The 15,049-nt window shown below is 46.0% G+C and carries 13 protein-coding genes; 4 read left to right on the top strand and 9 right to left on the bottom strand.

Translation table 11 applies throughout. The features are described 5' to 3' along the window. Positions 1-117: 117 nt before the first annotated feature. From ACAN54_RS00815 to ACAN54_RS00805, 3 genes are all read right to left on the bottom strand, one after another. On the bottom strand, positions 118-987 hold the full coding sequence (locus ACAN54_RS00815; RefSeq protein WP_379151108.1) for a carbohydrate ABC transporter permease: 870 nt from the start codon (positions 985-987) through the stop codon (positions 118-120). 23 nt (positions 988-1,010) lie between these two features. Then, complete coding sequence (locus tag ACAN54_RS00810) at positions 1,011-1,919, bottom strand: ABC transporter permease (RefSeq protein WP_379151105.1); 909 nt, start codon at positions 1,917-1,919, stop codon at positions 1,011-1,013. A 68-nt stretch (positions 1,920-1,987) separates the two neighbouring features. Next, positions 1,988-3,538, bottom strand: coding sequence for an extracellular solute-binding protein (locus ACAN54_RS00805; RefSeq protein WP_379151102.1), 1,551 nt, complete (start codon positions 3,536-3,538; stop codon positions 1,988-1,990). Between the two features lie 257 nt (positions 3,539-3,795). Between ACAN54_RS00805 and ACAN54_RS00800 the strand changes: the two genes are divergently transcribed. Both ACAN54_RS00800 and ACAN54_RS00795 read left to right on the top strand, forming a co-directional pair. Next, the gene (locus ACAN54_RS00800; protein ID WP_379151099.1) at positions 3,796-5,550 is read left to right on the top strand and encodes a sensor histidine kinase; all 1,755 of its coding nucleotides are present in this window, start codon (positions 3,796-3,798) and stop codon (positions 5,548-5,550) included. Further along, a complete protein-coding gene (locus tag ACAN54_RS00795) occupies positions 5,537-7,156 on the top strand; it encodes a response regulator (protein WP_379151095.1) in 1,620 nt (539 codons plus the stop codon). The genes ACAN54_RS00800 and ACAN54_RS00795 overlap by 14 nt, the downstream gene beginning before the upstream one ends. Before the next feature lie 89 nt (positions 7,157-7,245). Here the strand turns inward: ACAN54_RS00795 and ACAN54_RS00790 are convergent, their stop codons facing one another. The 3 genes from ACAN54_RS00790 to ACAN54_RS00780 all read right to left on the bottom strand — a co-directional run bounded on the left by ACAN54_RS00790 (position 7,246) and on the right by ACAN54_RS00780 (position 11,368). After that, positions 7,246-8,193 carry an NAD(P)-dependent alcohol dehydrogenase gene (locus ACAN54_RS00790; RefSeq protein WP_379151092.1) on the bottom strand — a complete coding sequence of 316 codons (948 nt, stop codon included), beginning with the start codon at positions 8,191-8,193 and terminating at the stop codon, positions 7,246-7,248. A 109-nt stretch (positions 8,194-8,302) separates the two neighbouring features. Further along, entirely contained in the window at positions 8,303-10,975 is a 2,673-nt protein-coding gene (locus ACAN54_RS00785) for a winged helix-turn-helix domain-containing protein (RefSeq protein WP_379151089.1), read from the bottom strand. 90 nt (positions 10,976-11,065) lie between these two features. Further along, on the bottom strand, positions 11,066-11,368 hold the full coding sequence (locus tag ACAN54_RS00780) for a Dabb family protein (protein ID WP_379151085.1): 303 nt from the start codon (positions 11,366-11,368) through the stop codon (positions 11,066-11,068). Between the two features lie 170 nt (positions 11,369-11,538). On the opposite strand from ACAN54_RS00780, the gene ACAN54_RS00775 reads away from it, so the two are divergent. Then, a complete protein-coding gene (locus ACAN54_RS00775) occupies positions 11,539-12,387 on the top strand; it encodes a helix-turn-helix transcriptional regulator (RefSeq protein WP_379151082.1) in 849 nt (282 codons plus the stop codon). Here the strand turns inward: ACAN54_RS00775 and ACAN54_RS00770 are convergent. The 3 genes from ACAN54_RS00770 to ACAN54_RS00760 form a co-directional block, all read right to left on the bottom strand. Then, positions 12,380-13,249: an aldo/keto reductase gene (locus ACAN54_RS00770; protein ID WP_379151079.1), complete on the bottom strand. Its 870-nt coding sequence runs from the start codon at positions 13,247-13,249 to the stop codon at positions 12,380-12,382. The two genes, ACAN54_RS00775 and ACAN54_RS00770, sit on opposite strands and share 8 nt — an antisense overlap. 96 nt (positions 13,250-13,345) lie before the next feature. Continuing rightward, positions 13,346-13,762 (bottom strand): RrF2 family transcriptional regulator, encoded by a 417-nt coding sequence (locus ACAN54_RS00765; RefSeq protein WP_379151076.1) that lies wholly within the window; start codon positions 13,760-13,762, stop codon positions 13,346-13,348. A 97-nt stretch (positions 13,763-13,859) separates the two neighbouring features. Continuing rightward, positions 13,860-14,417, bottom strand: a complete 558-nt coding sequence (locus ACAN54_RS00760) for an isochorismatase family protein (protein ID WP_379151072.1) — start codon at positions 14,415-14,417, stop codon at positions 13,860-13,862. A gap of 129 nt (positions 14,418-14,546) precedes the next feature. Between ACAN54_RS00760 and ACAN54_RS00755 the strand changes: the two genes are divergently transcribed. Further along, positions 14,547-14,987, top strand: coding sequence for a DUF6376 family protein (locus ACAN54_RS00755; RefSeq protein WP_379151069.1), 441 nt, complete (start codon positions 14,547-14,549; stop codon positions 14,985-14,987). Positions 14,988-15,049 lie beyond the last annotated feature (62 nt).

The following is a 15,049-nucleotide window of genomic DNA, read 5'->3' as shown; positions in this document are numbered from 1 at the left end:
GCCCCCAATCATTTATTACTTGCGAGAGATAACAATGACATCCTGATTGTAAGTAGCTCCATTTAACGAATTATGCCTTACAACCTTATAAGTCAATGTCATCTCTATCATCACTTTTCACTCTTTAATCGAACCTAGCATCGCGCCTTTCGCAAAATACTTTTGCAGAAACGGATAGACTACGATAATTGGGAGCATGGCCAGCAGAATCGCTGCATTCTGTACATTGGGTCCAAGATTGGCCGCAAGTGAGGCATCGACGGATGCTTCTGCCGAAATATTGGAAGAACCGATGGCGACCATCTGCCGGAGCAGCGGTTGAATTGGCCAACGCGAGGTGTCATTGATATAGATTACAGAGGAGAAGAAGTCATTCCAAAACTGCACCGTAAAAAACAGCGTAAAGGTTGCGATAATCGGTTTCGATAACGGAAGTACAATGGAGAATAAAATTCTGAACTCGCCAGCACCGTCAATACGTGCTGCTTCATCCAAGCTCTCCGGAAGGCTCTGAAAAAACGAGCGGATTACTAGAATATTAAATGCACTGGAAGCTGCTGGAAGCACAACCGCCCAATACGAATCGATTAAGCCCAGATTTTTCACGACTAGATAGTTAGGAATCAATCCGCCATGAAAGATCATCGTAAAGAAAATAAGCAGCAGCATTACCCGTCGACCCGGCAGATACTTTTTCGAGATTGCATATGCCAGGGTAATGGATACAAACAAGCTGATACAGGTTCCCATGATCGTGATGATGAGTGAGTTTTTAATGGAGCCCATAAAGCTGTTTGCGTGCAGGAGATAGCTGTAGGCATCCAGCGTCCAGCTCTTCGGCCAAATGTAGAAGGTTCCTGACATCGATACTGCTGCCGGGCTAAACGATACTGCAATAATATAAAGAAAAGGTAGTATTACCAGTAGACTTATTAAGCTAATGAATACAACAATGATGCTATCAAACCAGGTGAACCGTAGTCTCATGACGCCCCACTCCTGTTCCAATTCTAGAATATGCCATCTTCACCCAGCAGTCTTGCAGCATAATTCGCTCCGACGACAAGGATCAAGCTGACAATAGATTTAAACATACCTACCGTAATAGCAAAGCTGTAATCAAACTGTTCCAAGCCGACACGGTAGACATATAGATCAAATACATTGGAAACGTCCAGGTTGAGACTGTTCGTCATCAAGAATATTTGCATAAAATTCGAATCAAGCGATGAGCCTAAACGCAGGAGCAGCAAAATCACAATCGTGCTTTTGATCGCCGGTAACGTGATGTGCCAAATATTCTGTAAGCGATTGGCTCCATCCACTTTTGCCGCTTCATATATCTCCGGATTCACTCCGGCAAGTGCTGCTAAGAAAATAATCGTCCCCCAGCCTGCATCCTTCCAAATCGCTTGGAAAATCATCAATGGCCGGAACCATTCATTGCTGACAAGGAAGCTCGCACTTGTACCAAACCATTGCTCCAAGTAGTGATTGATCACACCCGAAGGACCAAAGAAGGAAATCGTAATCCCATAAATAACGACCCAGGATAAAAAGTGTGGCAAATAGACAATGGTCTGGGAAAAGCGTTTAAATACATTGAGCCGTACTTCATTGATTAATAGCGACAAAATAATCGTGAATGGAAAATAAATAACTATATTCAGCAAGCTGAGCAGCAATGTGTTCTTCAACAGCATATAGAAATCGGATGTTCCGAAGAATTGTCTGAAATTATCAAACCCTACCCACGGACTTTCTAAAATGCCTTTAAAGGGACTATAATCTTTAAAGGCTAATGACAAACCAGACATCGGTAAATAATTAAAAAGCAAGAAATATATAAGTCCCGGTGCCGCCAGTACATAGAATGGCCAATATTTAAGAATTCGGTTCGAACGCATCGCTGTCTGCATGTAGAAAACCCCCTTATCCTGAAAAGAAAGGGGATGTTTCCCCTTTCTCACCTGCAAATTTTATTTCTTTAATGATCTGCGTTGTATTGATCCATCATTTCCTTAGCGATCTGTGACCCGGTTCCGTTACTATAGGCATCGATTTCTTGTTGCACATTATCCCAGCTACCCTCACCAAGCACATATTTCGTCATCGCAGCACTCATCTTTTGCAGCAGATTAGGATTCTTACTAGCGGTCTCAGAGGAATAGCTGAGGAACGGATTCTCGATCCCAACTTTGCTAATTCGATCCAGCGACTCCATCTGAACTTTCAGGATATCCTGCTCCTTGGAATTGGCATATACGTAAGGATTCGTTCTGTTCTCCAGTACGAATAGGCTAGGTTTCTCCAAGTCATACAGCTTCTTCTGCTCATCTGTCTGCACAGCTACACCATCTTTAAGTCCACTGGAGTGAACTCCATTAATCCCTGTCTTAGAGAAATCCGCATTCTCTTCGGAAGCCGAAAAGTCAAGGAAATCGATAATTTGCTGAACCTTATCATCGGGTACAGAGCTTGGTATGCTCCACAGACCGTAGTATCCGGAATAAATAGCTACACCGGTCTTTCCATCAGGGCCCTTCAGCATATCAATGATCGCCATTTCAGCATTCGGATCTATCTGCTTCAGCTTCTCAAGATTGGTTTCCACAATATCACTTACGTTACCAATGAATGCACCTGCCGTACCCGAAAAAAATTTGCTGCGTGTTTGTGCCTGTCCTTTAAGAACTGGTGTATCCTTGTCGATCAAACCTTTGCTCCAAGCATCTTTAAGCCAATCCAGATAAGTTTTGTATTCAGGAGTTTGGAAGTCACGAACGGCCTTGCCATCCTCAATCTTCCAATCGTTTGGAAGTCCATATGCAAATTTCATTGGCATTACCCCGCCGAAAGGTCCCGGAGTATCAACCGCAAAGGCTGTAAGCGGGATTGTTTTGCCACTGCCTGCCGGGTCCTTTTCCTTAAATACTTCAAGCGCATGAGTCAACTCATCCATCGTTTGAGGTAAAGGTAAGTTGTATTTATCCAGCCAATCCTTGCGGATGATAATACTAGCTTCCCCACCACCATACAGACCACGTGGACGTGGAATTCCATAGACCTTGCCTTCTACTTTTAGACCGTTCCACACTTGCTCATCGATCAGACTAAGATTTTTCGTTTTTTCGATATATGGAGTTAGATCATGAAAGGCACCCATCTTCACAAGATTGATGAAATTATCATTTTTCCCGCCATCCATCAACATAAGATCGTAGGAATTTCCTGCAGAGATCGCCACTGAAAGCTTATCTGCATATGCCTCAGAAGGCACGAAGGTAACGTCCAGCTTAACATTTCCCCGCTTCTCCAAATCCTCTTTGGCTTTGTTATTCTGTGTTGCTGCTGGATCGCCGAAGAGAATCGTCATTGCCTTAATATTGGCCGGCTTAGCCTGTGCCGATGTTGCCCCTGTATCCGCACTATTCGCTGTACTATTACCACTACCACTATTACTGGAACAACCCGCTATTGTTGAAGCTAGTAACACCGTTGCTAACGTCAAAGATGCTTGCTTTTTTGTAAAGATCATTGTCATCCCCCATTACTTCAGTTTTGAATGCGCATTCTTGTATGTGACACTTTGGATTATAAAAGAGAGCAGCAATTGTGAACATGCCGGATTTTCGCCAATGTGTAACCGTTTTTAATATTTTACATTATTTTTGTTTATGCTAGAGTGCTGATGTACTATAATCAATATAAATTAAAATAAATTATACTTATAATGGAAGTGGTCATTTGAAGTCATCCTTTTTTAGTTTTTTAAGACGCAGCTTCTATTTCAAAATGATTGTTGTCATGTTCGCGATCTCTGTAATTCCCTTAATTGTTCTGTCTTATATTTCTGTAAGCGTATCCAGCAATACGGTACAGAAACAAGTAAATCGTCTCAATGCCCAGCTCGTTAATCAAGTCGTCGATCGGATTGAGCTAACCATGATCAGATTCAGAGAGCTTAGTGAACAATATTCACGCAATACCTCTATACAAGATGCATTGGTTACACCGTCAGAACAATATTTTGAAGAGGTTGTCCGCAAAAGAGACCTGATCTCTGTCCTCAGTACAGCCTCAGCAATCATCGGAAATGTAGAGGGATTACTCGTATATTCAGCAATTACAGATGAAGTCTTCTCCTCAACAGAGGCACCTGCTACGCTGGATAGCTCCCCCTATAAACCATTGATCAAAGCCTATTTGTCCTCAGGACAGACCGGCCTCTTTCTTGATAAGCATTCACTGCCTGACCTGCGGATATTGGACTCTTCTACCTATTACATCTCACGGGTTCCCTTCTTCATGTATGAAGACTTAAAGGGAGTTCTATTGATCTCCATGAGCAACAACGAGTATCAGAAGCAAATTGAGAATATCCAGCTCGGCAACCATGGCTCTATTTCCCTGCTTACGGAAGACGGTCAGACCATTGCTACCACCAGTAAGCTGGAGACCCAGGAACAGAACGAGCGTGTACATAATATTCTGGAACATTGGAAGGAAATGAAACGTCCCACACAATTTGCTGTTGGCACCTCCATTGTCTCTGTCAAGCAGACCTCTACGTATGATCATTGGATCGTGGTCTCGGAGATCCCCTCCAATGAGCTTACCGCCAGCACACAAATCATTCGCGACACGGTAACCTATTTTCTCCTGATTCTCGTTTTGCTTGGTGCTCTTTGTGTTGTCGGCTTCGGCTATCAGCTATATAAACCACTACAAGCCGTGAAACGCCAGGTCGATGCCATTAAAAAGGGGAACTTCAATGCGCGGGTCACTCATTTTGCGAACAACGAAATTGGAGATCTCGGTCGTATGCTCAATACGATGTCCGTCCGAATTCAAGACTTGCTTGGAGATCTGCGTGAATCTGAGGATTTAAAACGCAAGCTGGAAATACGCGCACTCCAATCACAGATTAATCCCCATTTCATGTACAACACGCTGAATACCATTCGAATGTTCGCACTTATGAAGGATTACGACAAAATCAACATGCTGATGGGACGCCTTGTTGCACTATTAAGGTACTCGATGGAAAATTTTGAACAGACCGTTCCACTAGAGAAAGAGCTTGATTATCTCACAGATTATGTGGGCTTGCTAAATATCCGTTATAAATGTCAGGTTCATCTTTTGCTCGAGGTTGAGGAACCGCTGCAAAGGATGTTTATTCCTAAGTTAAGCCTTCAGCCACTTATCGAGAACGCCATCTTCCATGGCATTCTCCCCAAGAAATTGAACGAAGGCCATATAACTATACATGCCTTCAATGATTTTACAGCAAAGCAAATTATACTGGAGATTATAGATGATGGAATTGGGGTGGAGGACAATAAATTGACCCAATTACAACTCCATCTGCAACGAGAGGAAATTACTGAGGGCATTGGGCTGCTGAATGTATGGATGAGAATGAAGCTGTTATTCGGAACGGGGGCGCATATCGGGCTGAATTCCGATGGAGACGGCTTAACCATTCGGATCACACTGCCACTTGAAACCGTAATGATAAAGGAGGAGCCACATGAAGCAACATAAAGTACTACTGGTGGAAGACGAAACTCCTGCCCGCGAAATATTCCGCCATTTCATTGAGCAGCGTGACGACCTGTTTAGCCTGGTTGGTGAAGCTGAGGATGGCATGGACGGGCTGGAATTGTTCTTGAAGCATAAGCCAGAACTAGTCGTAACGGATATTACGATGCCGGTTATGAACGGACTAGAGATGCTTAGGGAAATTGAAAAAAGCGGGGAACAAGTGCCAAAGGTTATTATCCTAACTTGTCATCAGGATTTCCATTATGCCCAACAAGCCATTCAGCTGAAAGCCTCTTCCTATCTCATCAAGGATGACTGTCTTTCCGACCCGGAGCTGCTCGCCAGAACAATGGAAGCATTAGCGACTCAAGTAGAATCATTCGATAAATCTCGGGATAAGCAGCTCCAGCTAGAGCAGCAGGTACGCTTGAGCGAAATTGAGATTGAACAAAGCCTGTTCCTGGATATGCTGCTGAATCCTGCTGCTGAAGCCAAATGGCTTCGTAGCCTGGAGGAGGCCCAGCTCTCGATCTATAGCAACTCTTTTACAGCATTGCTACTTGAGCTGGACAGAAACTCCCTGCGCTTTTCGTTTGACCAGCAAGAGGAGCTGAAGCTGTGGCAATTTGCCGGAGCCAATGTGTTAAAGGAACTGCTCAGCAACATAGGCGCGAATAAAGTCATTGCCCTTGATAAAGGACGTTTTCTAGCTATTTACACCGATACTATGAGTCTGGAGTACCCCGGATTTTTACAGCAGGTGCTCGAGTCCACAGCTACCAATCTAAAAATGAACTGTATTGCTCTTCAGTGTCGGTTCGAGCACGGATTAGAGCTTCATCCAGATGCGCTCAAACAATTGTCGTCCGCACCATACCCTTTTTTCTACCGCTACGATGAAAGCATCCGTATCGAGGAGTGGGGATCAGTAGCCCAATTCCACAGCATACCTGAGCCGTTAAACCGGTTCTGGAGCAAGGTGCTGCAGCAGGCGTTACTGGAGCCCTATCTAAATGCCTCGGCACTAGAGCAAGAACGCAATTCTCTCTACCGACAAGCTTTGGAGCAATGCTGGGACCCTGAGCAGATAAAATCCTTATATTTGCGGGTTTTTCTGAATATGAGTCACACCGTAGTTGGAGCCGAAGGCGGTGCAGAATTAGAAGCAGACCTCCGCAAAAAATTAGAGCTGTGCCAAACCTTCAACTCGGTGCATGAAGCTACCTGTGCTTATTTCAGCAAGCTTCAACAGCTGCAGGAGGGTAGCCGCAAGATTGATGCTTCTATCTCAAGAATCATTCAACACATGCGTGAAGATCTCAGCTATCCTTATAAGCTGGAGGAACTGGCTGCTTCCATTAATTACAGCGTACCTTATTTCAGCACGATGTTTAAAAAAACCGTTGGAGAAAGCTTTATTCAATATCTTACCCGGTTGCGAGTTGAGAAGGCGAAGCTGCTCCTGATCACCACAGATCACAAAACCTTTGAGATTTCCGAATCCATTGGGTTCGAGAACTATAGATCCTTTAACCGTATCTTCAAAAAAGAAACCAGCGTATCCCCTACAGATTATCGTAGGAAAAATATGGCGACGTCGAGGTAATAGTTGCTGTATAGAATGTAACGAAAGTTCACTTTTTTCCGTTTCATTCTTATTCAAAGCGATCTTAATGCATGAGGATTTCGTTTTCACTACAGCGGGCGGCAAAGGTCGCAGTGATCGCTGCCCTTCCTTACTCTTATGACAACACTGCCCTTCTTATGCCCTTGTTCCACATACCGGTGAGCCTCTGCCGTTTGTTCTAATGTATAGTACCTGTCGATCACCGATTTAATCTTCCCCGTTTCCATGAGTTCTTTGAGGAATTGCAGATCTTGAATGCGTACCTTAGCCATTCCCTGCCTGTCTACTGTAACGTAAACTCCGGTTGGCTTCAGTGCTTTTTTGCAGCTGGATTTGGGAAGTTTGCCGACGGCATCGAAGATGATATCGTACCTCTCGCCTTTAGTTGTAATATCTTCTTTCGTATAATCAATCACCTGATCCGCGCCTAAGGAATATACCCATTCCAGATTTGCGGTACTGCATACCCCGGCAACCTCTGCCCCAAAGTGCTTTGCAAGCTGTAACGCAAATGACCCTACAGTGCCCGAAGCTCCATAGATCAGAACTTTTTGTCCTTTTTGAATACCCGCTTTTCTAAGAAAATACAATGCGGTGGTTCCCCCATAAAGCGCTGCGGCAGCTTCCTCAAAGGTCGTATTGGCCGGTTTGATGCTTACCATTCCATCTTCAGGCAGACAGGCATATTCTGCGTGGGCGCCAAAGCGCATCCCCGTCAGCGCAAAAATCCGGTCACCTTGCTTAAACCGCTTCACATCATGGCCTACCGCTTCCACTTCACCGGATAACTCTACACCCAAAACAGGTTTTCTGGGTTTGCTGAGACCTAAAACGAGCCGCATAGGCAGCCAAAACAAGACAGGACTCTTAAAAGTCCGTACTCGAATGTCCCCTGCGGTTACCGTTGAAGCATGAACCTTGATCAGCAGCTCTTTGCCCTTGGGCACAGGCCTCTCCAACTCCATAAGGCGCAGTGTTTCTGGTGATCCGTATTTGGAACATACTACAGCTTTCATGAGCTTCCCCCCGGGTATCGATTTGCAATAAGTATAGCTTCGGCAGGGTGGATCAGGTAGATACTTAAGTATGGTTTTAGCAAAAACTGCGTTAGTACTGTTGAAGTTATCACAATAAGCCTAGCGTGCGGGCCCGGGCAACAGCCTCTGTGCGACGTGAAACCTGAAGCTTGTCAAAGATATTCCGGTTATACCCCTTAACGGTACTAAGTGCCAGAAATAGCCGCTCACCTATCTCTTTATTCGAGAGACCTTGTTCTATGAGATGCAATATTTCGAGTTCACGCCCGCTCAGCGTCTCGACAAAGGTTGGGGCAGGCTGGGCCAGATGCTGAATCGATTTCAATTGGCCATGTTGCAGTTTCTCTGCTTCAAATGCAGCCAGCAGCTTTCCCCGATAATCCAGCAGTTTCCCACGTACCTCTGCATCACGCAGCAGCCTTTCGACCAGTAGCCCTTCGTCTACAAAAGAACGGATGAAGCCGCCAGGCTGAGCCATTGTCATAGATTCGATTAATGCTAGCGTCGCAGCAGACTTATCTCCGCACTTGTAAAGGACTGCTGCATATAGAATCATTCCCTTGAGCTGTTCGTCCGGGCGACCCTTGACGGCTGCTTGCCTAAGCATGGGCTCCAGCAGCGCTAACACGGCAGAAGTATCACCGCGTGCCATGTTGACCTTAGCCTGCCAGAGTGGAAGCCCGTGCTGCCCAGCTATTAAAGCTGCTGCATCTAGATTCCCTTGCTGGAGCATAACCGATATTTGTACAGCAGCAATCTGCGGAATCAATATCCAAAAATGTTCTTGGCGGGCGAAAAGCTCTGCTTGAGCTAAAATAGTAGCCGCCGCGCCCACCTCTCCACGTGCAAGCTTCAGCTTCGCGAGTAGCAGTTCCCCTGCCACACCCCGGTCCAAATCTTCAAACTGCTGCGCAAGCTTAACGCTTAATCGGGTGTGAACGATGGCATCTTCCCACTGGTTCCATTCATAATAGATCCGCGCTAATCCAAGATGCGCTTCACATGCGGCCGGCAGTGGCGGTTCCCCTGCCCATTCAAGCACACTAAGATAGCTCTCAGCCGCAGCCGGCAACAGGTTCTCTGCTTCCTGAATGTTTCCGAGCCCAAGGGTTGCCATGATTGTGATCATCACATGCCCGATCCTCTTGCTGATCGACAAGGCTTCGGCATAAGCTGTAACGGCTAAGCCGCGATCCCCTTGAAGCTGATAGGCATAACCCAGTGACCACGTTGCCGCTGCGCGCACCGGGAGATTGTCAGGATGCAGATATTCCAAAGCACGGCGCGATTCGTTCAATATGGGTTCAGCCTGGTGTTTGCTTACAGCGAGCGTAGCACGTATGGAGGCAATGTGTCCTGTAAGATCACGGGTCCTCTCGTTCTGTATAATATCTTGCAGCGCCTGTTCGGCAGCTTGAAGCATCTGTTCTATACCCGTTATCCGACCCTTCATGAGGAGTGCTGAAGCATACATCACCCACAAGGAGGGCCTTGCGTCCAGAATCGCCCCCGGTAAGGATTGCAGCCAGTTCAGTACAGGAGTTACCGCTCCCCGGAAATGCAGCGGCATTCCCTCTCCTTCCATCAACCGGGCTGTGCGTTCCATATCCCCCGCAGCAGCTGAATGGTGGAAAGCTTCAAGTTCAAAACCATTGTCCTCATACCATCTGCTGGCCCGTATATGTAATTCAGTAGCGGTCATCTTCCCTTCCCCTGTTAACGGAGGAAAGCCTTGAGACAGCCTTTCCCGCAGCAAATCCGCAAAGAGATGGTGATAACGGTACCAGCGTCTTTCGTTGTCTAAAGGGACAAGGAACAAATTCGCATGTTCAAGATATTCCAAGGTACATTGTCCGGAGGAAAGCCGTGATCCTCCGCATTCTTCACCAAGAACAGCATCACACAGCGGACCGCACATCCGGCTCAGGACCGATGTGAACAGTAAAAAGGCTTGAATACTCTCGGACTGCTGATGCAGCACTTCATCTACCAGATAATCCAGAACAAACTTGTGGCGCCCCGAGAACGACTGGATGAAACCTGTGGCATCACTGCGTCCCTGTAAGGAGAGCGCGGCTAATTGCAGGCCAGCTATCCAGCCCTCTGTGCGGGATTCAAGGAGCATAACATCTTCAGCGGAAAGCGTCAGCCCCATGACCTGGTCCAGAAATTCAGCAGCTTCTGAGGCGTTAAAACGCAGGTCTGCAGCATGCAGTTCAGTCAATTGATGCCGCACACGTAGCCTGGAGAGCGGCAAAACCGGATCCTGACGTGTGGAGATGACCAGATGCATCTGCGGCGGCAGGTGCTCAATTAGAAAAGCAACGGCTTCATTGACCGTCTTCGAATCAATCAGATGGTAATCGTCAAGGACAAGAATGGAAGGTTCAGAGGTAGAAGTGATTTCATTCAGAAGTGTGGTCAGCAAGGATTCGATTGGCGGGGGATGAGGGGATTGAAGCGCAGCAAACACACCCTCTCCGATGTTCACGCCGATAGTCCGGCAAGCGGCACACAGATACGTGAGGAAGCTTGCAGGATCATTATCCCCAGCATCCAGCGACAGCCATCCAGCTCTGCGTCCGCAGACGGAGAGCCATGCACTGGCGAGTGTCGTTTTACCATAACCGGCAGAGGCGGAGAGAACAGTCAGCTTGCCTTGCAAACTCTCGTTAAGCCGCTCCAGCAGACGCTGGCGGACAACAATTTTTGACCTGGCCGGGGGGATATACAGCTTGGTAGATACAATAGATATTGTCATAGCAAGATTATAATGATTATAATCCTGAAGCGTCAACAAAGCAGCTTGTTCCGGGATCAAATTGATAGTCTGCGAGGCCTCATCCTCCGTTCAATGGAACGGGTAATCCACAACAATAACACTATCAATCGAACTGCCTGCGTTTTGCAGAAATTGCTGATGCAGCGGATGGTGAAAATAGTTCTGGCTTGCCTGCTTGTCTTCGAAAGTAATCCGGATCCCCACAGTAAATCCATTCTTATGCTCAACTTCCTCCGTTACATTGATGCCAGCGGTCAGTTCAATAATACCGGGAATCGAGGTTTTAAAAGAGTTCACGGTCTGGATGATTTCTTCTTGCTTCTCTTCAGTGCCGCTGTTATTGAATTTAAAAAGAACGATATGCTCGTACATGATGAACCCTCCATTCGAGTATTGGATATTATCTTGGTCTTCATTGCTTCTTCTTTATAGATGACATAAGCTATTGTATAAAGTACTCCCCGGGTTAGTAAGAGATTTGATTATCCTGGGATTGTCAGTCCCACTCTCCTTGTGAAATTCATGTGAAAGGGAAGAATGATATGTCTACACCCCAATTGGATCGATATCAGGAATTAGCCCGATTCTTGCGTATTCGCAGAGAACGGATTCGGCCTGATCAAGTCGGATTGCCATATAACGGACGCAGACGCACTCCCGGGCTTCGCCGTGGAGAAGTCGCAATGCTAGCGGAAGTAGGATTGGATTGGTACACCTATCTGGAACAGGGCCGGCACATTAATGCATCCCCTGAAGTGCTTGAGCGATTGTCTAACGTTCTCATGCTGGATGCCTCCGAACGCAAACATTTGTTTTCCCTGGCACGTAGGGAGCTGCCCCTTGAGCTACCTTTTGACGCCTCCCTTGTCAGCCCGTCGCTGCAAGGTTTCCTGGATAGTCTCGATACTTCTCCTGCCAGTATCATGGATACCCGAATGAACATCGTCGCATGGAATTCCGCATACTGTGCCATTAATGGTGAATTATCCTCCATGTCTGAACGGGAACGGAATTTCGTATGGATGACCTTTACCTCCCCGCAATTCCGGTACCTCAAAGGCGATCAATGGGAACTGCACGCCCGCCGAATCGCTGCTCAATTCCATGCCGGTTATGCCCGTTATGCAGACGATTCCTGGTGGTCTGAGCAGTACGAGGCTTTATCCAAGGCCAGTCCCGAGTTCCGGGAATTCTGGGAGACTCATGACATAAGGGATGCCATTGACAGCCACAAAGCGCTGAGATGTCCTAATCTCGGGATGCTGAATTTCGACTTGGTCTCTTTCCAGTCCCTGGAGAATCCAAACCTGACTGTGTCCATTCACGTTCCGCAACAGGACGGTACCATTGCAAAAATGGAGCAGCTTATGAATAAAGGTAGCTTTATTTAAGAAATAGTTTCATCAGACGATTATAGATTGGGTTGATCATATACCCCGTTGGATTCATCGAATAACGTTTGCCTGTATTCAGCTGGCTGATTATTTCCATATTGCCGCTGGTCAGGCTAAAGTCAAAGATCTCACTGTTCTCCATGATTCTTTTGGGATTGGAGGACTTGGGAATAAGGATTACTCCCCGTTCCAGGTGCCAGCGTAAAATGACCTGAGCCACCGTTTTATGATGCTGATCAGCGATCTTTTTTAATTCCGGATGTTGGAGAAGTGTCTGGTTGCCTTGTCCTAGCGGGGCCCAGGCCTCGTGCAGGATCTGATGCTCCTTAAGATAATTATGCAGCTCCAGTTGCGGAAACTCCGGATGGGTCTCAATCTGATTGATCATTGGCGGGATTGTGCTGTGTTTCATTAAATACTCCAGATGCTGAATCTCAAAATTTGCCACCCCAATGACTCTGATCATCCCCGCTTCATATAATTCCTCCATCGCTTTCCACGTCTCTATATAGTTGGGTGATGCGAAATGGATTAGATACATATCCAGGTAATCTACACCTAGCCTTTGAATGGTTCGTTCAAAGGCCTTCCTGGTCTCTTTATACCCATGATCTGTGTTCCATACTTTGGAGGTGATGAAAAATTGCTCACGCGAGAGTTGACTGTTCCGGATCGCTCTGCCTAAAGCTTCCTCATTCCCGTAAATTCTGGCGGTATCAAAATGCCGGTAGCCTATCCGAATAGCCTCGCTGATTGCTATCCTGAACTCATCCTCCTTCGTTATTTTATACACTCCAAACCCTAATTGCGGGATTGCGACGCCATTGCTTGCTCTCACTACTGTTGATTCTAAATTCATATGAATGCTCCTTTTCGCTAATTAACAATTATAATATATGAAATATTCTTTATACATATTATATATAGTTAATTTAAAAAAAATAGGTTAACTTTATCAAGTTAATAAATCCGTTAACCTTACTTTTTTTAATTGATTCTGCATCGCTATCTCTGCAGCCTCCAGACTGTCTGAGATTTTTTGTTTCACTTCATTCACTTCTTTTCCTTGCAGGGTTACATCTGTGTGGAGTTTGAACAAGGCTTTTCCAGGCTCTACGGCCAGAAAAACATCCAATATCGTGATTTCGGATAACGGTCTTGCCAGCAGGATGCCGCCTTTAGCCCCTTCTTTGGCAATCGTCAGTTTGGCATTATTCAGGTTGCGGATGACTTTCACCGTGGTTGGTACTGGAATATTGAGCTGCTCGGAGATCACTTTGGTGGATAAAAAATTAGCACAGTTTTCCTCCGAGATACCATGTATATAGACTAATATGGAGATCCCTTGTGATAAGGCTGTAGAGTATGACAATTGTATTCACCCTAACTTTTATTTTCTGAATATACTATATATCCTTTAGATTTAGATTGCAAGCAGCACTCTCTGAGTGCCGCCAGCATGTATAACCCTACCTGTACGAGTCATGTGTTGGACGAAACAGATCTTCTTCCGAGCCTCTGACCATCGAAAAGTGTTCCACATTGTAGTGCCCATGCAGTGTACGGTTATGATGCTTGATGATTTGCTCGGCATTCAGTACTTCGCTGTCTGTTGTAGAATGTCCATCTCCGACCAGGGTGACATCCAGCTTATTGACGGTAGCCATCCGTACCGCAGTATCGATACAGTGCTGTGTCTTACAGCCCATAATCACTACATGCTCCACCTGTTGTTCTTGCAGATATTGCAGAAGTCCTGTCCCGTGAAAAGCATTCGTTGCCTGCTTATCAAACACTTTAGCATCTACAGGCATATGAATTTCATTGTGCACCTGAAAACCTGCGCCTTTTCCTTCAGCTACATCGAGATCCCTGACAAACACCGCTTCTACGCCAGTCTCTTTGGCCTTATTAATCATTTTATTGATCGTTAGAATAAGCTGATCTTTATTCCATACTGCACTTTCCTCCTGGTTCCCGTCCATTAATTCCTGCTGCGCATCGATGATCAACAACACTTGGTTCAATCAAATTACCCCTTTCTTTGATAGGCTGGGGGATTCCTCCAAGTCGTCACGTTCGCAACCTGGAGTAATCCTTCCCGTATTACCTTCAGTATACTTGGCACATACAATAACTCAAGAGGAGTGAAGCAAATGAGGAAATACGGAATAAGTCTGCTGCTTTTCATTTTGCTGGTTGTTCCAGGTTGCGGGTTTGCAGAAAAAGTGGGGAACAGCGTCAATTTCGCCACCGATACAGCTTCATATATGCAGACCTTAACAGCGTTCGGGCAGGAAATGGATACGCTGGCTGCTGCTGCTGCCTTAGATCCGCAGGCGAAGCAGGCATTGACCGATAGACTCCATGCGCTCAAAGAACAGATCGTCCAATATGCAGATCTTCAGGTTCCCGAATATGCAGCGGACCTGCATCAATCTATTGTGGGGTATAACGAAACGCTACAGAAAGGTCTGGATCAGGCCATCACCAACCTCGAGGAAGGCAAGGCCGCCTTTGAATCAACAGGCATTCCTGAGACCATTAACCAAATCAATGAGTTATTAGACCAGCTCACCCAGTTGATCCCGCAATAACCATACGAAACGAATAAGCGCTCAAAGCATAGCTCTTATGCTTTTGAGCGCTTATTCATGAA

The sequence above is a fragment of the Paenibacillus diazotrophicus genome, from assembly GCF_042610465.1.
The sequence above is the reverse complement of the archived record's forward strand: the minus strand, read 5'-3'. Positions and strand labels throughout refer to the sequence as shown.